Source organism: Terrisporobacter vanillatitrophus (assembly GCF_051148895.1).
Classification (GTDB): Bacteria; Bacillota; Clostridia; order Peptostreptococcales; family Peptostreptococcaceae; genus Terrisporobacter; species Terrisporobacter vanillatitrophus.
In genome coordinates, this window is record NZ_CP154625.1 from 44,348 (window position 1) to 62,407 (window position 18,060).

The 18,060-nt window shown below is 33.7% G+C and carries 9 protein-coding genes, 41 tRNA genes and 1 rRNA gene; all 51 read left to right on the forward strand.

Features of this window, described 5'->3' with window-relative positions:
- The first annotated feature begins 88 nt into the window (after window positions 1-88).
- Window positions 89-205 (forward strand): 5S ribosomal RNA (gene rrf / locus TVTCOM_RS00210).
- A gap of 5 nt (window positions 206-210) precedes the next feature.
- A tRNA-Asn gene (locus TVTCOM_RS00215) sits at window positions 211-285 on the forward strand.
- Between the two features lie 7 nt (window positions 286-292).
- Window positions 293-382 (forward strand) — tRNA-Leu (locus TVTCOM_RS00220).
- A gap of 9 nt (window positions 383-391) precedes the next feature.
- Window positions 392-467, forward strand: a tRNA-Met gene (locus TVTCOM_RS00225).
- Between the two features lie 13 nt (window positions 468-480).
- Window positions 481-555, forward strand: a tRNA-Glu gene (locus tag TVTCOM_RS00230).
- A gap of 1 nt (window position 556) precedes the next feature.
- A tRNA-Gly gene (locus TVTCOM_RS00235) sits at window positions 557-630 on the forward strand.
- Between the two features lie 104 nt (window positions 631-734).
- Window positions 735-811 (forward strand) — tRNA-Asp (locus TVTCOM_RS00240).
- A 22-nt stretch (window positions 812-833) separates the two neighbouring features.
- Window positions 834-908: transfer RNA gene (locus tag TVTCOM_RS00245), tRNA-Thr, on the forward strand.
- A 6-nt stretch (window positions 909-914) separates the two neighbouring features.
- Window positions 915-999 (forward strand) — tRNA-Tyr (locus TVTCOM_RS00250).
- 10 nt (window positions 1,000-1,009) lie between these two features.
- Window positions 1,010-1,093, forward strand: a tRNA-Leu gene (locus tag TVTCOM_RS00255).
- Between the two features lie 21 nt (window positions 1,094-1,114).
- A tRNA-Gly gene (locus TVTCOM_RS00260) sits at window positions 1,115-1,189 on the forward strand.
- A 20-nt stretch (window positions 1,190-1,209) separates the two neighbouring features.
- Window positions 1,210-1,286 (forward strand) — tRNA-Arg (locus tag TVTCOM_RS00265).
- Window positions 1,287-1,295: 9 nt separating this feature from the next.
- A tRNA-Gln gene (locus TVTCOM_RS00270) sits at window positions 1,296-1,371 on the forward strand.
- 8 nt (window positions 1,372-1,379) lie between these two features.
- A tRNA-Lys gene (locus TVTCOM_RS00275) sits at window positions 1,380-1,455 on the forward strand.
- A 7-nt stretch (window positions 1,456-1,462) separates the two neighbouring features.
- Window positions 1,463-1,551, forward strand: a tRNA-Ser gene (locus TVTCOM_RS00280).
- 3 nt (window positions 1,552-1,554) lie between these two features.
- Window positions 1,555-1,630, forward strand: a tRNA-Phe gene (locus tag TVTCOM_RS00285).
- A gap of 14 nt (window positions 1,631-1,644) precedes the next feature.
- Window positions 1,645-1,721: transfer RNA gene (locus TVTCOM_RS00290), tRNA-Met, on the forward strand.
- Window positions 1,722-1,742: 21 nt separating this feature from the next.
- Window positions 1,743-1,819 (forward strand) — tRNA-Ile (locus TVTCOM_RS00295).
- A gap of 12 nt (window positions 1,820-1,831) precedes the next feature.
- Window positions 1,832-1,908, forward strand: a tRNA-Pro gene (locus tag TVTCOM_RS00300).
- Between the two features lie 15 nt (window positions 1,909-1,923).
- Window positions 1,924-2,000, forward strand: a tRNA-His gene (locus TVTCOM_RS00305).
- 11 nt (window positions 2,001-2,011) lie between these two features.
- Window positions 2,012-2,087: transfer RNA gene (locus TVTCOM_RS00310), tRNA-Lys, on the forward strand.
- 8 nt (window positions 2,088-2,095) lie between these two features.
- Window positions 2,096-2,170, forward strand: a tRNA-Cys gene (locus TVTCOM_RS00315).
- Between the two features lie 3 nt (window positions 2,171-2,173).
- A tRNA-Asn gene (locus TVTCOM_RS00320) sits at window positions 2,174-2,248 on the forward strand.
- A 7-nt stretch (window positions 2,249-2,255) separates the two neighbouring features.
- A tRNA-Leu gene (locus TVTCOM_RS00325) sits at window positions 2,256-2,345 on the forward strand.
- A 49-nt stretch (window positions 2,346-2,394) separates the two neighbouring features.
- A tRNA-Glu gene (locus TVTCOM_RS00330) sits at window positions 2,395-2,469 on the forward strand.
- A gap of 1 nt (window position 2,470) precedes the next feature.
- Window positions 2,471-2,544, forward strand: a tRNA-Gly gene (locus TVTCOM_RS00335).
- 106 nt (window positions 2,545-2,650) lie between these two features.
- Window positions 2,651-2,727 (forward strand) — tRNA-Asp (locus TVTCOM_RS00340).
- A 22-nt stretch (window positions 2,728-2,749) separates the two neighbouring features.
- Window positions 2,750-2,824 (forward strand) — tRNA-Thr (locus TVTCOM_RS00345).
- Window positions 2,825-2,830: 6 nt separating this feature from the next.
- Window positions 2,831-2,915 (forward strand) — tRNA-Tyr (locus tag TVTCOM_RS00350).
- A gap of 10 nt (window positions 2,916-2,925) precedes the next feature.
- Window positions 2,926-3,009 (forward strand) — tRNA-Leu (locus TVTCOM_RS00355).
- A 24-nt stretch (window positions 3,010-3,033) separates the two neighbouring features.
- Window positions 3,034-3,110 (forward strand) — tRNA-Arg (locus TVTCOM_RS00360).
- Between the two features lie 8 nt (window positions 3,111-3,118).
- Window positions 3,119-3,194, forward strand: a tRNA-Gln gene (locus tag TVTCOM_RS00365).
- Between the two features lie 53 nt (window positions 3,195-3,247).
- Window positions 3,248-3,336, forward strand: a tRNA-Ser gene (locus TVTCOM_RS00370).
- 5 nt (window positions 3,337-3,341) lie between these two features.
- Window positions 3,342-3,417 (forward strand) — tRNA-Phe (locus TVTCOM_RS00375).
- Between the two features lie 13 nt (window positions 3,418-3,430).
- A tRNA-Met gene (locus tag TVTCOM_RS00380) sits at window positions 3,431-3,507 on the forward strand.
- A 25-nt stretch (window positions 3,508-3,532) separates the two neighbouring features.
- Window positions 3,533-3,609: transfer RNA gene (locus tag TVTCOM_RS00385), tRNA-Ile, on the forward strand.
- A gap of 11 nt (window positions 3,610-3,620) precedes the next feature.
- A tRNA-Pro gene (locus TVTCOM_RS00390) sits at window positions 3,621-3,697 on the forward strand.
- Between the two features lie 37 nt (window positions 3,698-3,734).
- Window positions 3,735-3,811 (forward strand) — tRNA-His (locus TVTCOM_RS00395).
- A gap of 9 nt (window positions 3,812-3,820) precedes the next feature.
- Window positions 3,821-3,896 (forward strand) — tRNA-Lys (locus tag TVTCOM_RS00400).
- An 11-nt stretch (window positions 3,897-3,907) separates the two neighbouring features.
- Window positions 3,908-3,982, forward strand: a tRNA-Cys gene (locus TVTCOM_RS00405).
- A 9-nt stretch (window positions 3,983-3,991) separates the two neighbouring features.
- Window positions 3,992-4,068: transfer RNA gene (locus TVTCOM_RS00410), tRNA-Arg, on the forward strand.
- A gap of 20 nt (window positions 4,069-4,088) precedes the next feature.
- Window positions 4,089-4,164: transfer RNA gene (locus TVTCOM_RS00415), tRNA-Val, on the forward strand.
- 132 nt (window positions 4,165-4,296) lie between these two features.
- The gene (locus TVTCOM_RS00420) at window positions 4,297-4,710 is read left to right on the forward strand and encodes a hypothetical protein (protein WP_434797912.1); all 414 of its coding nucleotides are present in this window, start codon (window positions 4,297-4,299) and stop codon (window positions 4,708-4,710) included.
- Between the two features lie 381 nt (window positions 4,711-5,091).
- Window positions 5,092-8,526, forward strand: coding sequence for a pyruvate carboxylase (locus tag TVTCOM_RS00425; protein WP_434797913.1), 3,435 nt, complete (start codon window positions 5,092-5,094; stop codon window positions 8,524-8,526).
- Window positions 8,527-8,775: 249 nt separating this feature from the next.
- Window positions 8,776-10,707, forward strand: a complete 1,932-nt coding sequence (locus TVTCOM_RS00430) for an elongation factor G (RefSeq protein ID WP_434797914.1) — start codon at window positions 8,776-8,778, stop codon at window positions 10,705-10,707.
- A 182-nt stretch (window positions 10,708-10,889) separates the two neighbouring features.
- Window positions 10,890-11,354 (forward strand): CtsR family transcriptional regulator, encoded by a 465-nt coding sequence (locus tag TVTCOM_RS00435; protein WP_434797915.1) that lies wholly within the window; start codon window positions 10,890-10,892, stop codon window positions 11,352-11,354.
- A 4-nt stretch (window positions 11,355-11,358) separates the two neighbouring features.
- Window positions 11,359-11,898 (forward strand): UvrB/UvrC motif-containing protein, encoded by a 540-nt coding sequence (locus tag TVTCOM_RS00440; protein WP_434797916.1) that lies wholly within the window; start codon window positions 11,359-11,361, stop codon window positions 11,896-11,898.
- Between the two features lie 12 nt (window positions 11,899-11,910).
- Complete coding sequence (locus TVTCOM_RS00445; protein WP_434797917.1) at window positions 11,911-12,915, forward strand: hypothetical protein; 1,005 nt, start codon at window positions 11,911-11,913, stop codon at window positions 12,913-12,915.
- Window positions 12,916-12,926: 11 nt separating this feature from the next.
- Window positions 12,927-15,377: an ATP-dependent Clp protease ATP-binding subunit gene (locus TVTCOM_RS00450; RefSeq protein ID WP_434797918.1), complete on the forward strand. Its 2,451-nt coding sequence runs from the start codon at window positions 12,927-12,929 to the stop codon at window positions 15,375-15,377.
- Window positions 15,378-15,532: 155 nt separating this feature from the next.
- Window positions 15,533-16,900 carry a DNA repair protein RadA gene (radA, locus tag TVTCOM_RS00455; RefSeq protein WP_074920406.1) on the forward strand — a complete coding sequence of 456 codons (1,368 nt, stop codon included), beginning with the start codon at window positions 15,533-15,535 and terminating at the stop codon, window positions 16,898-16,900.
- 18 nt (window positions 16,901-16,918) lie between these two features.
- A complete protein-coding gene (disA, locus tag TVTCOM_RS00460; protein ID WP_434799702.1) occupies window positions 16,919-17,989 on the forward strand; it encodes a DNA integrity scanning diadenylate cyclase DisA in 1,071 nt (356 codons plus the stop codon).
- Window positions 17,990-18,060 lie beyond the last annotated feature (71 nt).

Genomic DNA, 18,060 nt, shown 5'->3' on the forward strand with positions numbered 1-18,060 from the left:
GTTTGCAGTTTTGAAAGTATTAAAACTTTCAAAAAAAAGTTGACAAGGTTTTAAATAAATGTTATTATAATACTTGTTCAGCAAAAAATGTGGTTATTATAGCAAAGAGGATACACCTGTTCCCATTCCGAACACAGAAGTTAAGCTCTTGAGCGGCGATGGTACTTGGGGGGCGACCTCCTGGGAGAGTAGCACGTAGCCACGTAATGTTCCAAGGTAGCTCAACGGTGGAGCACTCGGCTGTTAACCGATAGGCTGAGGGTTCGAGTCCCTCCCTTGGAGCCAAGAAAGTGCCGAAGTGGCGGAACTGGCAGACGCACAGGACTTAAAATCCTGCGAAACTTATACTTTCGTACCGGTTCGATTCCGGTCTTCGGCACCAAATTAATATCGCGGAGTGGAGCAGTTGGCAGCTCGTCGGGCTCATAACCCGAAGGTCACAGGTTCGAGTCCTGTCTCCGCAACCATTTAAATATATATGGCTCATTGGTCAAGCGGTCAAGACACCGCCCTTTCACGGCGGTAACAGGGGTTCGATTCCCCTATGAGTCACCATGCGGGTGTAGCTCAATGGTAGAGTTCCGGCCTTCCAAGCCGGCTGTGAGGGTTCGATCCCCTTCACCCGCTCCATTTTAATTTATCCCGGACCATAGCTCAGCTGGGAGAGCACCTGCCTTACAAGCAGGGGGTCACAGGTTCGAGCCCTGTTGGTCCCACCATAAAAACACAAACGCGGCCTGGTAGTTCAGTTGGTTAGAATGCCAGCCTGTCACGCTGGAGGTCGAGGGTTCGAGCCCCTTCCAGGTCGCCATAATACTTCTTAAAAATAATATGCTGGTGTGGCTCAACGGTAGAGCAGCTGACTTGTAATCAGCAGGTTGTAGGTTCGATTCCTATCACCAGCTCCATAATACGGAGGATTTCCCGAGTGGCCAAAGGGGGCAGACTGTAAATCTGTTAGCTGTGCTTTCGGTGGTTCGAATCCACCATCCTCCACCAAAAGAAGTATGCGGATGTGGCGGAATTGGCAGACGCACTAGACTTAGGATCTAGCGCCATTGGCGTGGGGGTTCGACTCCCTTCATCCGCACCACTTTTTAACTATACCTTAAATGCGGGAATAGTTCAGTGGTAGAGCGCAACCTTGCCAAGGTTGAAGTCGCGAGTTCGAATCTCGTTTCCCGCTCCAACAAAATAAACAATATATGTGGGTGCATAGCTCAGCTGGATAGAGCAACGCCCTTCTAAGGCGTGTGTCCGGGGTTCGAATCCCTGTGCGCTCACCACTTATATATTGGGGATTAGCCAAGTCGGTAAGGCACATGACTTTGACTCATGCATGCGTAGGTTCGAGTCCTGCATCCCCAGCCATATAATATGACTCATTAGCTCAGTCGGTAGAGCACTTGACTTTTAATCAAGGTGTCCGGAGTTCGAATCTCCGATGGGTCACCATTAACCTGGAGAGGTGTCCGAGTGGTTTAAGGAGCTGGTCTTGAAAACCAGTGATGCTTAACGGCACCGTGGGTTCGAATCCCACCCTCTCCGCCAAATGCCCAGATAGCTCAGTCGGTAGAGCAGGGGACTGAAAATCCCCGTGTCGGTGGTTCGATTCCGCCTCTGGGCACCATATTTAAATATTGTGGCGGTATAGCTTAGTTGGCTAGAGCGTTCGGTTCATACCCGAAAGGTCACAGGTTCGACTCCTGTTACCGCTACCATTTAAACTTAATAAATAACGTGGACCATTAGCTCAGTTGGTTAGAGCGCCCGGCTCATAACCGGTAGGTCTGGGGTTCGAGTCCCTGATGGTCCACCACTTTTTTTAGTTCGAGGTGTAGCGCAGTTTGGTAGCGCACTTGGTTTGGGACCATGGGGCCGGGGGTTCGAGTCCCTTCACCTCGACCACTTTTATCAATTATGGTGGGTATAGCTCAGTTGGTTAGAGCGCCAGATTGTGGCTCTGGAGGCCGTGAGTTCGAATCTCATTATCCACCCCATACAAATATATGACTCATTAGCTCAGTCGGTAGAGCACTTGACTTTTAATCAAGGTGTCCGGAGTTCGAATCTCCGATGGGTCACCACTAAATATGGCGACATGACCAAGTGGCTAAGGTAGAGGACTGCAACTCCTTCATCCCCAGTTCGAATCTGGGTGTCGCCTCCATATTCCAAGGTAGCTCAACGGTGGAGCACTCGGCTGTTAACCGATAGGCTGAGGGTTCGAGTCCCTCCCTTGGAGCCAAGAAAGTGCCGAAGTGGCGGAACTGGCAGACGCACAGGACTTAAAATCCTGCGAAACTTATACTTTCGTACCGGTTCGATTCCGGTCTTCGGCACCAATTTTGCGAGACAAATGAGTAAACGCAAAAAAGTAAATGACATATGAATGGCTCATTGGTCAAGCGGTTAAGACACCGCCCTTTCACGGCGGTAACAGGGGTTCGATTCCCCTATGAGTCACCATGCGGGTGTAGCTCAATGGTAGAGTTCCGGCCTTCCAAGCCGGCTGTGAGGGTTCGATCCCCTTCACCCGCTCCATTTTAATTTATCCCGGACCATAGCTCAGCTGGGAGAGCACCTGCCTTACAAGCAGGGGGTCACAGGTTCGAGCCCTGTTGGTCCCACCATAAAAACATACAAATGCGGCCTGGTAGTTCAGTTGGTTAGAATGCCAGCCTGTCACGCTGGAGGTCGAGGGTTCGAGCCCCTTCCAGGTCGCCAAAATACTTCTTATAAACACTATGCTGGTGTGGCTCAACGGTAGAGCAGCTGACTTGTAATCAGCAGGTTGTAGGTTCGATTCCTATCACCAGCTCCATAATACGGAGGATTTCCCGAGTGGCCAAAGGGGGCAGACTGTAAATCTGTTAGCTGTGCTTTCGGTGGTTCGAATCCACCATCCTCCACCAAAAGAAGTATGCGGATGTGGCGGAATTGGCAGACGCACTAGACTTAGGATCTAGCGCCATTGGCGTGGGGGTTCGACTCCCTTCATCCGCACCACTTTTATTTTATGATTTATAATGTGGGTGCATAGCTCAGCTGGATAGAGCAACGCCCTTCTAAGGCGTGTGTCCGGGGTTCGAATCCCTGTGCGCTCACCACTTTATATTGGGGATTAGCCAAGTCGGTAAGGCACATGACTTTGACTCATGCATGCGTAGGTTCGAGTCCTGCATCCCCAGCCATATAAAATTATCAACTTAGTGCTCACTTGATAGAGCATATAGGGAAACTATAAGGAGAGGTGTCCGAGTGGTTTAAGGAGCTGGTCTTGAAAACCAGTGATGCTTAACGGCACCGTGGGTTCGAATCCCACCCTCTCCGCCAATAGCGCCCAGATAGCTCAGTCGGTAGAGCAGGGGACTGAAAATCCCCGTGTCGGTGGTTCGATTCCGCCTCTGGGCACCATTTTAAAAAATATGGCGGTATAGCTTAGTTGGCTAGAGCGTTCGGTTCATACCCGAAAGGTCACAGGTTCGACTCCTGTTACCGCTACCATTTAAATTTTAACAATATATAACGTGGACCATTAGCTCAGTTGGTTAGAGCGCCCGGCTCATAACCGGTAGGTCTGGGGTTCGAGTCCCTGATGGTCCACCACTTTTTTAGTTCGAGGTGTAGCGCAGTTTGGTAGCGCACTTGGTTTGGGACCATGGGGCCGGGGGTTCGAGTCCCTTCACCTCGACCATCAACTGAAAAAATAAAAACTAGTGCATTAGATTATGGTGGGTATAGCTCAGTTGGTTAGAGCGCCAGATTGTGGCTCTGGAGGCCGTGAGTTCGAATCTCATTATCCACCCCATACAAATATGACTCATTAGCTCAGTCGGTAGAGCACTTGACTTTTAATCAAGGTGTCCGGAGTTCGAATCTCCGATGGGTCACCAATATAAAAAAGGGCGACATGACCAAGTGGCTAAGGTAGAGGACTGCAACTCCTTCATCCCCAGTTCGAATCTGGGTGTCGCCTCCATTTAAACATGCGCCTATAGCTCAACTGGATAGAGTGTCTGACTACGAATCAGAAGGTTGGGGGTTCGAGTCCCTCTGGGCGCACCACTTATTAATAAAAAAATCCCGGGACCATAGCTCAGCTGGGAGAGCATCTGCCTTACAAGCAGGGGGTCACAGGTTCGAGCCCTGTTGGTCCCACCAATTATCCTCTAGTTAACAAACTAGAGGTTTTTTAATATATAAAATAAGTTATAAATATTACTGTTTTAATAAAAAATAAAATAAATGAAAAAATAAAGATCTTTTATATAAAAAATTAAGGAAGGTGTTATTATGTATATTATATTTGGAGAAGAAATAGTAGATAGTGAAGAAATAAGGAAAACAATTGAAGAAAATAGTGATTTTAAAGTAGATAGAGATATGTGCAAGGGAACAAAAAGAGAAGATATTGTGGCATATCAATTAAGCATACCAGTAAAAGTTTTAAATGAAAAGTTAAAGCAAGATTATGATTTAGATCAAATGAGTGAAGAAGATTTATTTGAAGAATACATAAGTTTATCAGAAGAAATGGCTATAGAATTGCAAAATTTTATGCCAAAGCACTCTTTAGTAAATTCTATCTCTTATAAATGGGATAATTCATCTGATGTTGTTAAAACAGTATTTACTATGGCATATATAGGCTTAGGACAATTGAAGTTAAATGATGTATCTAGAAGACTACTAAATGAGTTAGATTAAAAATACATTTTGATGTTTTGAAAGAATAGAACAAAATATAAATTGTTTAATAAGTACCATAATTTAAAGTAATGAAATAAGTCACAAGTTAATATAATAAGTAAGATAAATTCATGTTTATTAATATAAAATAAATATGGATTTATTTTTTTTTAATGGAATATACATTCATGTTAATCAGAATATTATGGAAAAGTATGATAAAAACATTCTATTTTTACTTAATTAAGATATAGAGATTTGCCAAAATACAAAATATATTTACCTGTTTTTATGAATTTGTATTAATTATTAAGAAACTCTTTCATAAGGGTTCAAAAATAAAGTTTTATGGACTATAATCTTTAATATTACAACTTAAATATAGAAAAGGGGGATAACATGCTTAAAAAATTTAAAAAAGTACTAGTAGCTAATAGAGGAGAAATTGCTATAAGAATATTCAGGGCATGCCATGAATTAGGAATTAAAAGTGTTGGGATATATAGTAAAGAGGATAAATATAGTTTATTTAGAACGAAAGCTGATGAATCTTATTTAATAGGGAAAGATAAGGGACCTATAGAAGCCTATTTAGATATAGATGGAATTATAGAGCTTGCTAAGGCTAAAAATGTAGATGCAATACATCCAGGTTATGGTTTCTTAGCAGAAAATCCAGAGTTTGTAAGAAAATGTGAAGAGAATGGAATTGTATTTATAGGTCCATCTGCAGAAATAATGGAAAGAATGGGTGACAAAATAAATTCTAAAAAGGTTGCTCATAGTGTTGGAGTAGGAACTATACCTGGAGTAGAGAAAGTAATTAAAAGTGTTGAAGAAGCAAAAGAAGTTGCAGATTTTGTAGGATATCCAGTAATGATAAAAGCCTCTAATGGCGGAGGCGGTAGAGGGATGAGAGTAGTTTATGATGAAAAAAGTCTAGCCCTTGAATATGAAACAGCATGTAGTGAATCAAGAAAGGCATTTGGAGCAGATTTAATTTTTATAGAAAAATATATAGAAGATCCTAAGCATATAGAGGTTCAAATATTAGGAGATCATCATGGAAACTTAGTTCATTTGTATGAAAGAGACTGTTCAGTACAAAGAAGACATCAAAAAATAATTGAATACGCACCAGCATTTTCTATAGATAAGAAAATAAGAGATGAAATTTGTGAAGATGCAGTTAGAATAGCTAAAGAAGTAGGATATGTAAGCGCAGGAACTTTAGAGTTCTTAGTTGATAATAAAGGTAATCATTACTTTATAGAAATGAACCCTAGAATTCAGGTTGAACATACTGTAACAGAAGAAGTTACAGGAATAGATATTGTTCAAAGTCAAATTCTTGTCGCTGAAGGATATAGTTTAGACAGTAAAGAGATAGATATAAACTCTCAAGATGATGTAACAGTTACAGGATATGCTATACAATGTAGAATTACAACTGAAGATCCTAAGAATAACTTTATGCCTGATACTGGAAAAATACAAGTATATAGAACTGGGTCTGGTGCAGGAATTAGATTAGATGGAGGAAATGGTTGTGCAGGATTTAGCATAAGTCCATATTATGATAGTTTATTAGTTAAAACTATATCTTGGGAAAGAACATTTGAAAAAGCGATTAATAAGACTATTAGATCTATAAAAGAGTTGAGAGTCAGAGGTGTAAAAACTAATGTTGGATTTTTAGTTAATGTTTTACAAGATCCTATGTTTAGGGCCGGAAGATGTAGTACTAAATTTATAGATGAACATCCTAGACTATTCAAGATAAAAGAAAGTAAGGATAGAGGAACGAAATTACTTCAATTTATAGGTGATGTTATAGTAAACGAAAATAAATGTATGCCTAAACCTAAGTTTGAAACATTGCATCAACCAAGAATAATAACTGAAAGAGTACCTAAGATAGAAGGTAGTAGAGTGCAGTTTGAAAAACTAGGAAAGAAAGCATATATTGAAAAAATAAAAAATGAAAAGAAATTATTATTAACAGATACTACAATGAGGGATGCACATCAATCTCTTATAGCAACAAGATTTAGAACTTACGATTTATTACAAGTGGCTAAACAAACAAATGAGTATGAAAAAGATTTATTTTCACTAGAAATGTGGGGAGGAGCTACATATGATGTGGCTTATAGATTTTTAAAAGAATCTCCATGGAGAAGATTACAAAAATTAAGATCAGAAATACCAGATATCATGTTCCAAATGTTATTTAGAGCATCTAATGGTGTGGGATATACAAATTATCCTGATAATGTAATAGTAGATTTTATAAAAGAGTCTGCTTATCAAGGTATAGATGTTATAAGAATATTTGACTCATTAAACTGGGTTGAAAATATGAAATTATCTATAGAAGCAGGACTTGAAACTGGAAAAATAGTAGAAGGTACAATGTGCTATACAGGAGATATATTAAACCCGAATAAATCTAAATACAACTTAGAATACTATATAAAAATGGCTAAAGAGTTAGAATCTTTAGGAGTAGATATAATTTGTATAAAAGATATGGCAGGTCTTTTAAAACCTTATGCTGCTCATACTTTGATTAAATCACTAAAGGAAAATGTTAAAACTCCAATTCATCTACACACTCATGATACAAGTGGAAATGGTGTGGCAACATGCTTAATGGCGGCAGAAGCAGGTGTAGATATAGTAGATGCTGCTTTACAAACTATGTCAGGTTTAACAAGTCAACCATCTTTAAATGCCATAGTAGAAGCATTAAAACATACAGAGAGAGATACTAATATTGATTTGTATGGATATGAAGAGCTATCAAGTTACTATGGAGATTTAAGACAAATTTATAAAAAATTCGAAAGTGGTATGAATACTTCTTTTGCTGAAATATATGAATACGAAATGCCAGGAGGACAATATTCAAATCTAAAAGCTCAAGCTGATAGTTTTGGTTTAGGAAATGATTTTGATACTCTTAAGGTAAATTATAAAGAAGCTAATCAAATAGTTGGAGATATAATCAAGGTTACACCATCTTCAAAAGTTGTGGGAGATTTAGCAATATTTATGACAAAAAATAAATTGGACAGAGACAATATTATTGAAGAAGGTAAAAAGTTATCATTTCCAGATTCAGTAGTAGACTACTGTAAAGGTATGATAGGTCAGCCAGAGGGTGGAATACCAAAAGATTTACAAGAAGTAGTACTAAAGGGGGAAGAAGCTATTACTGTAAGACCTGGTTCATTAATACCAGTGGCTGATTTTGATAAAGATAAAGATTATTTAAATGAAAAATTTGATATGAAATCTAATATAAGAAATATATTAAGCTATGAATTATATCCAAAAGTATATGAAGAATATTTAAAGCATTTACAGGGATATAATGATATTTCTAAACTAGAAAGTGATGTATTCTTCTATGGTCTTGGCATAGGTGAAGAGTGCGATGTGGAAATAGAAGAAGGAAAAATGCTAACTATTAGTTTAAGAAATGTAGGAGATGTAAAAGAAAACGGATATAGAACAATAGTATTTGACTTAAATGGAATGCATAGAGAAGTAGAAATAAAAGATAATAACTATTCAGGAAGTATTAAACAAGTAGAAACAGCTGATATGGATAATCCTTTACAAATAGGAGCTAGTATTCCTGGAAAGGTAATAAAAGTTCTTGTTAAAGAAGGAGATGAAGTAGAAGAGCATCAACCATTAATTGTTATAGAAGCTATGAAAATGGAAACTAATATAGTATCAAAAACAAATGGAAAAATAAAATCTATCAAAGTTAAAGAGAATGAAATGGTTTGTGATAAGCAACTATTAATGACATTAGAATAGAATAATAATGAATTAAAAACTCTAAAGTAGAGTAAATAACTACTTTAGAGTTTTTTTATATAAAAAAGAGGAAAGATATACATGTGTGTAGAAATATATTTTTAAGTCCAAGGGAGAAAATGCCAAATTATTTTCTCTTAAAATAAGGTAATCTTATCTTGCATAATTGGGAATATTATACATGTAAATAGTATAAAATTATTTATAACACTTAATAATTTTATATAATTAAAAAAGGTAGGTGCTAATATGAAAGTCTATGATAGTAACGATTTAAGAAATGTTGCAATACTAGGACATAGTGGATGTGGGAAATCAAATTTAATTGATGTTCTAGCATACACTACAAATATTTCAAAAAAGATGCCTAAGTTGTCTGACAAAGTAAACATGACTTATAGTATAGGACTAGCTCCCATAGAATACAACGGTATCAAGTATAATTTATTAGACACACCAGGATATTTTGATTTTAGCGGTGAAGTAATTTCTTCTTTAAGAGCAAGCGACGCAGCTATTATAGTGATAGATGCAACTTCTCCTATACAGGTTGGAACTGAAAAATCACTAGAATTAACTGAAAACATGCCTAAAATCATGTTTATAAATAAAATAGACAATGAAAAGGCAAGATATAAAGATGCAATAGAAATGTTAAGAGAAAAATATGACAATAAGATAGTACCAATGATAAGCCCTATATATAAAGATAAACAATTTATTAAATTACATAATGTGTTAGAAAACTTGGATGACGATTTAGATGGAGAATTCAAAGAGCAAGTTTCAAGTGTGAAAGAAGCTTTAATGGAACATATTGCTGAAACTGATGACGAAGTGTTAGATAAGTATTTTAATGGAGAAGAATTAACTCCGGAGGAAATACAAAAAGGAATAATTATAGGAATACAAAGTGGTGATATAATACCTGTAATATGTGGTTCTACAATAAATAACATAGGTTCACATGAGATACTACAAACCATAGGTTCATATATACAACCAAAAGCTATTGAAAAAGAAAGTCCTTTAAGAGCTTTAGTATTTAAAACAATGGTTGACCCATTCATGGGTAAATTATCTTATATAAAAATAGTTGAAGGACAAATGAAAAAGGATACTGAAATAATTAATATAAATAAAGATGTAAAGGAAAAAATCGCTAATATATATACAATGAAAAATGGAGAGTTAGAAGAAATAGACTGTGCTAATGCGGGTGATATAGTTGTAGTTACAAAAATAAATTCTCTACAAACAGGAAATACTATAGCACAAAATTCAAGTGCTCCACTATTAGAAGAGGCTATTTTACCAAAACCACAAATATATTTCTCTGTAGTACCAAAAAATAAAGGTGAAGAAGATAAAATAGGAGCTTCATTAAATAAAATATCAGAAGAAGATCCGACTATACATTGGTATAGAAACCCGGAAACTAAGCAAACTTTAGTCGGTGGCCAAGGTGAGCTTCATATAAATACAGTTAAAAATAAATTAAAAGAAAAATTTGGTGTTGATGTAGACTTAGAAGATATTAAAGTTGCTTATAGAGAAACTATAAAAGGAGCTTCTGATGTTCAAGGAAAACACAAAAAACAATCTGGAGGTCATGGTCAATATGGAGATGTAAAAATTAAATTTACAAGATCTGATGATGACTTTGAATTTGCTGAAGAAATATTTGGAGGATCTGTTCCGAAATCCTACATACCTGCAGTAGAAAAAGGATTAAAAGATTCTATGCAAAAAGGAATACTTGCAGGATATCCTGTTACAAATATAAAAGCAACATTATATGATGGATCATATCATGATGTTGACTCATCAGAAATGGCATTTAAAATGGCAGCATCAATAGCATTCAAAAAGGGAATGGAAGAAGCTAAACCAATTTTATTAGAACCTATTATGAAATTAACAATAACTGTTCCAGAAGAGTATATGGGAGATGTAATGGGTGATATTAACAAAAGAAGAGGAAAAATATTAGGAATGGAACCTGATGATAAGGGTAGACAAGTAATTTATGCAGAAGCACCTCAAAGTGAAACATTTAAATATGCAATTGATTTAAGATCTATGACTCAAGGTAGAGGGTTCTTTGAAATGGAATTAGAGAAATATAGTGAAGTACCTCAACAACTATCATCAAAAATAATTGCTGAAGCTAATAATTAAAAGAATATATATTAAAAGCGGCATGATATTAAAATATATCATGCCGTTTATTTTTTATTTTATATAAAATATAAATTTGTTTTTGTTTATAATAATTAGATTATATGACTAAAATATGTATATAATATATATTAACTAATAGTCAAAGAAAGTCAAAAAAATTTATTTAAGTGGTGATGTATATGGCTTCAATTAGTGATATAATAGAAAAATTTATTAAAGATTTAATGGAAGACAGTAATACAGTTCAAATTCAAAGAAATGAACTTGCTAATTTGTTTGATTGTGCTCCATCTCAAATAAATTATGTTTTGACAACTCGATTTTCAAGAGAAAAAGGATATGAAGTCCAAAGTAAAAAAGGTGGAGGAGGCTATGTAAAGATAGATAAGGTTGTAAAATCAAATCAAGAACAAATTTTACATATCTTACATAAAAAAATAAATAAAGAAATAACATATATACAAGGAAAATTACTTGTTAAGTGGTTATTAGATACAAACTTAATTAATAATAGAGAGTTAAAAATAATATTATGTGCTATAGATGATAAATCTCTAAATTCACCTATACATGGATTAAATGACATAATAAGGGCAAAAATTTTAAAAAATATTATAGAAGAATTATTTAATATAGAGGAGTGATATTATGTTATGTCAAAAATGTCGTAAGAAAACAGCGTCAGTTTTTATTAGCTCCATAATAAACGGTCAAGAAACACGAATGTATTTATGTAATGATTGTGCTAAGGACTATCCATTATTAAACTTTAATTCACAAGATCCATTTTCTATAAAGGATGTTATGGAGAAATTTGATATAAGTGAAGATGATTCCGTGGATCCAAAAAAAGAAAATTTATTAGCAATAGATAAGGAAACAGAAGAAGAAGAGATTATATGTCCAAATTGTTACAGCACATATAATGAATACAGAGAAACAGGAAAAGTAGGTTGTAGTAGATGTTATGAGGTTTTTGAAAAACAGCTAAATTCTATACTTAGAAATATATATGGATATGAAGAGTACATAGGCAAATCACCTAGAAAAGATAACAGTCATATATACATAAGTAAAGAAATCAGAGTTTTAAAAGAAGATTTAAATAGGGCTGTAGAGCAAGAGGAATATGAAAAAGCAGCTGATATTAGAGATAAAATAAAAGATCTAGAAGAATGTAATGAATAGGAGGAGGGACTTATGGAAGACAGCATAATTATGGGTACTCAAATAGCTTTATCTAGAAATATTACTAATTATCCTTTTCCACACAAATTAAGTCAATCAGAATCTCAAGTCATAGCAAATAAAATCAGCAATATAATATTAGAATCAGAAGACTTATTTCAAGAAGATTTTATTGCACATAATATAAAAGACATTAGTCAAATAGAGAAAAATACATTAATAGAAAGAAATATTATAAGTAATAAATTTTCAACAAATGATATAGGCTCAATTATTATTAACAAAGATAAAACAAAATGCATAATAGTAAATGATCAAGATCATATAAAAATCAAGATATATGAAAATAAATTTAATGTGGATGATGCTTTTATAATTGCAAATAAAATAGATGATATATTAGAAAGTAAGTTAGATTATGCTTTTGATGATAGACTAGGATATTTAACTAGTTGTCCAATTAATGCAGGTACAGGACTGAAAACATCTATAATAGTTCATTTACCCGTATTATCTTTACAAAGAAAAGTAGATACTTATTCCAATATTGCACACAAATTAGGTGCAAATATAAAAGGTATTTCAAATGAAAAATCAAATATATTAGGTAATATGTATGAAATAAGTAATCAATCAGTTATTGGAAGATCAGAAAAAAATATTATTGAAAGTCTAAGAAGTTTAACAAAAGATATTATAACAAAAGAAAAAGAATCTAGAAATATTGTAAAAATGGAAGCCTCTATAGAATTAGAAGATGAGGTTTATAGGTCTTTAGGTATATTACAAAATGCTAGAATTATATCGGCATACGAAGCTATGAAGCACTTGTCTAATATTAAGTTAGGTATTGAGATGGAATACATTAAAGACATCAACATGGAAAAAATAATTAACTTAATGAAGGGAATGAAACCAGCTTTAAGGTTAATGTCACCTATGACTTGTTATAGCGATACCAAAAGAGCTGATTTTTTAAGAGAAGAATTTAGTCTAGCTAATAGAAATAAGAAATAGGAGGGATGAAAATGTACTTCAATAGATTTACTCAAAGAGCTAAAACTGCAATTGACTTAGGTGTAGAGTCAGCAAAAAGCTTTGGACATAAAATTGTAGGAACAGAGCATTTACTTCTAGGTCTTCTAAAAGAAAAAGATGGAATAGCAGCTAAAGTTTTAAATAAATTAGGAGTTACTGAAGATATTCTAGAAAAAAAGATTATAGAAATAGAGGGTAAAAATGACACAACTACAACAGATGTAACATTAAGTCCTAGATCAAAACAGATACTAGAGTTGTCAGGAGCTTTTGCTAATAAACTTAAGACAAATTACATAGGTACGGAACATATATTATTAGCGCTTGCTCAAGAAGGAGAAGGACTTGGGATGAGAATTTTAGCATCCTTAAATATTGACTCAAGAGATATTGCTGAAAGCATTATAGATATGATGGGTATAGATAATTACTCAATTGAGCCCAAAACAGTAAATAAAACATCTTCTACGCCAGAAAGTACTTCATCAAAGTTGCTTGATAAGTATGGTAGAAATCTTACTGAGAGTGCTAAACAAGATAAAATAGATCCTGTAATAGGAAGAACAAAAGAAATAGAAAGAATAATACAAATTTTAAGTAGAAGAACAAAAAATAACCCTGTACTAATTGGAGACCCTGGTGTGGGAAAAACAGCAATAGCAGAAGGTTTGGCAATTGATATATCACAAGGAAAAGTACCAGATACATTAAAGAATAAAGTTCTTTACACACTAGATATGGGCTCACTGTTAGCAGGAGCAAAATATAGAGGTGAATTTGAGGAGAGAATAAAACAAGTTATAGATGAAGTTGTTAAAAAAGGAAATATAGTTTTATTCATAGACGAAATGCATACAATTATAGGTGCTGGAGCTACAGGAGAAGGTTCTATAGATGCTTCAAATATATTAAAACCTTGTTTAGCTAGAGGAGAAATACAGGTTATAGGAGCTACAACAATAGATGAGTATAGAAAACATGTAGAGAAAGATTCTGGATTAGAAAGAAGATTTCAATCAGTTTTAATAGAAGAGCCAACAAAGGAAGATACTATAGAAATATTAAAAGGTCTTAGAGATAAATATGAAGCTCATCATAAAGTGAAAATAACAGATGAATCTATTAAGGCAGCGGTAGAACTGTCCGTAAGATATATAACAGATAGATTTTTACCAGATAAAGCTATAGATTTAATAGATGAAGCAGCTTCAAAGGTGAGACTTAAAGAAAATACCCCACCAAAAGATATAAAAGACTTAGAAGAAAAAATAAGCAGTATTAAAAAAGAAAAGGAAGAATCAGTAAGAGGTCAAAATTTTGAAAAAGCTGCGAAGTTAAGAGATGAACAAAGAAAAACTCAAGAACAGCTAGATAAAATTAGAGATAGATGGAATAAATCATCTAAGTATGCCAATGTGGTAGATGAAGAAGTAATTGCAGAAGTAGTTGGCTTATGGACAGGAATACCAGTCAACAGAATGATGGAAGAAGAAACAGAGAGATTACTTAAACTTGAAGATATATTACACGAAAGAGTTATAGGTCAAAATCAAGCAATAAAATCTATTTGTACAGCTATTAGAAGGGCTAGAGCAGGGCTGAAAGATCCTAATAGACCTATTGGTTCATTTTTATTTTTGGGTCCAACAGGAGTAGGAAAAACAGAACTTAGTAAGGCTTTAGCAGAAGCTGAGTTTGGAGATGAAAATCAAATAGTGCGTATAGATATGTCAGAGTATATGGAAAAACACTCTGTATCTAGATTAATTGGTTCTCCTCCAGGGTATGTAGGCTATGATGAAGGAGGTCAGTTAACAGAAAAGGTTAGAAGACATCCATACTCAGTTGTACTGTTTGATGAAATAGAAAAGGCTCATCCAGATGTATTTAATATTTTGTTACAAATATTGGATGATGGTAGACTAACAGATTCTAAAGGTAGAACTGTAGATTTTAAAAATACAATATTAATAATGACATCAAATGTAGGAGCTAAAACTATTAAAAAACAAAAAACTTTAGGATTTGGAAGTCCAAATGAAGAAGATAAAGAAAAAGATGAATATGAAAAAATGAAAGAAAATATTATGGTTGAACTTAAAAAGCAATTTAGACCAGAATTCTTAAATAGAATTGATGACATAATAGTATTCCATTCTCTTAACAAAGAAGATATATCTAAAATCGTAAAATTAATGTGTAAGACATTAGTTGAAAGATTGGAAGAAATGACTATAAAACTAGAAATGGATGAAGAAGCTATAAATTTAATTGCAAAGTCAGGATTTGATTTGGAATATGGAGCAAGACCATTAAAGAGATCTATTCAGAAAGAACTAGAAAATGAATTATCAGAACTTATATTACAGGGAACAATAAAATCAGGTGATGTTGTTGAGGCTACTGTAAAAGAAGGTAAGATGGCTTTTGAAGTAAAATAATTTTTTAGTAAATAGAGGGAGTAGAACTCCCTCTATTTAAGGTTTAGTAAAGGTTATTTTGATATATTTAATATAAATGAGAATAATATTATATGCAGATATTAACAATATATAGTACAATAAAGTAATAATAAAGCATTTAAGGGTGAATAATAATGGCAAAAATTAAAACAAAGTATGTATGCCAATCATGCGGATACGAAACTAGCAAATGGTTAGGTAAGTGTCCAGAGTGTACAAAATGGAATACATTTGTTGAAGAAATAGAAGAAAAAAAATCTCAACGGGAAGTTTTTGTAATAAGCAAGGGTGATTCAAAACCTATAAGCATAAACTCCATAGAGATAAAACACGAACAAAGATTTTCTACAGAGATAGAAGAGTTAGATAGAGTACTAGGTGGAGGAATTGTAAAGGGTTCTTTAGTTTTAGTAGGTGGAGATCCTGGTATAGGAAAATCCACACTATTGATGCAAGTATCTAGAAATGTGGCCTGTGCAGGAAAGAAAGTATTATATATATCGGGTGAAGAATCACAATCTCAAATAAAAATGAGGGCTCATAGATTAGGTGTTAATACTGACAATTTATTTATTTTTTCAGAAAATAATTTAAGTATAATAGAAGCCTATTTAGATAATATAAACCCAGATTTGATAATTGTGGATTCAATACAAACTGTATACAGCCCAGAGATATCTTCAGCACCAGGAACTGTAAGTCAAATAAAAGAAGGAACATCTAGATTTATGAAAATTTCTAAGAAGATGGGAATATCTACTTTTATTGTTGGACATGTAACTAAAGAAGGTTCGTTAGCAGGACCAAAATTATTAGAGCACATGGTGGATACAGTTTTATATTTTGAAGGAGAAAGATATAATACATATAGACTTGTAAGGGCAGTAAAAAATAGATTTGGTTCAACAAATGAATTAGGTGTATTTGAAATGAAGGATATAGGGCTAATAGAGCTAACAAATCCATCGGAAGTTTTGATTTCTGAAAAGCCTAAAGATGTATCAGGTTCAGTCATAATATCAACTGTAGAAGGAACAAGACCAATGCTTTTAGAATTACAAGCATTAGTATCTCCAACAAGTTTTGGGATTGCAAAAAGGACAGCAACAGGAGTTGACTACAATAGAGTAGCTTTATTATTAGCTGTATTAGAAAAAAGGGTAGGATTACAAATACAAAATCAAGATGTGTACATAAATGTTGTTGGAGGGATAAAAATTAATGAACCTTCAATGGATTTAGGCATAATATTATCTGTAGCTTCTAGTTTTAGAAATATACCTATTGATGGTGATATAGTTGTAACAGGCGAAGTAGGGTTAACAGGAGAAGTTAGAGCTGTTAGCTATATAGAAAAAAGAATAGCTGAATGCAAAAAATTAGGATTTAAAAAGATAGTTATACCAAAAAATAATTATGTTACAGTAAAAGATACCAAAGGTATAGAAATCATACCAGTAGATAATCTAAGACAAGCTATAAACCTAGTATTAAGGGGGTGATGAATAAGAATGTATAATATCGATAATATTATGGATAATAAAAACTTACTTCATGCACTTAGAAAGATATCTCCAGGAACTCCTCTTAGACAAGGACTTGATAATGTGCTTAGGGCTAAGACTGGTGGACTTATAGTATTGGCAAATGATGATGAAATATCTGAAATAGTAGATGGTGGTTTTAAAATAGATGCAGACTATTCTCCAGCATATTTGTATGAACTAGCTAAAATGGATGGTGCTATAGTTTTAAGTGATGATGTAAAGAAAATATTATTGGCAAATGCACAGTTAATACCTGACTATTCAATACAAACATCAGAAACTGGAACTAGACATAGAACAGCAGAAAGAGTAGCTAAACAAACAGGTGCTATAGTAATATCTATTTCTCAAAGAAGAAATATAATTACTGTATATAGGGGAGAACAAAAATACGTAGTTGAAGAAATACCAAAAATATTTACTAAGGCTAATCAAGCTTTACAAACATTAGAAAAGTATAAATCAGTTTTAGACCAATCTATATTAAATCTTAATTCATTTGAATTTAAAGATATGGTTACTATCTATGAAGTAGCACTAGTAGTTCAAAAAATAGAAATGGTTATGAGGCTAATAAATGTAATTGAAAAATATGTAATTGAGCTAGGCGAAGAAGGAACACTAGTGAGAATGCAGCTAGAAGAATTAATTGGAACTACTAAAAAAGATAGAATGATGATCTATATGGATTATAAAAAAGATAATGTAGATTTAAAAGAAATACAAAGAAAAATGAAAAGTTTAACAGATGATGAATTACTTGATTTAGTAAAAGTATCAAAAATCTTAGGTTATTCTGGCATAACTGAGAGTATGGATATGGAGATTAGACCAAAAGGATATAGAGTTTTAAATAAAATTCATAGGTTACCAAGTGGAATTATAGAAAATATTATTAATTATTTTGATGACTTTAAAAGTATTCAATCAGCTTCAATTGAAGATTTAGATGAAGTTGAAGGAATAGGCGAAATAAGAGCAACTTATATAAAAAATGGACTTATAAAAATGGAAAGAATGGCATCACTAGATATGCAAATATAATGTAATTTTAAGAAAAAATTAATGAAAAATTCATATATATGATGTATCATATAAATCACACTATAGGGGGT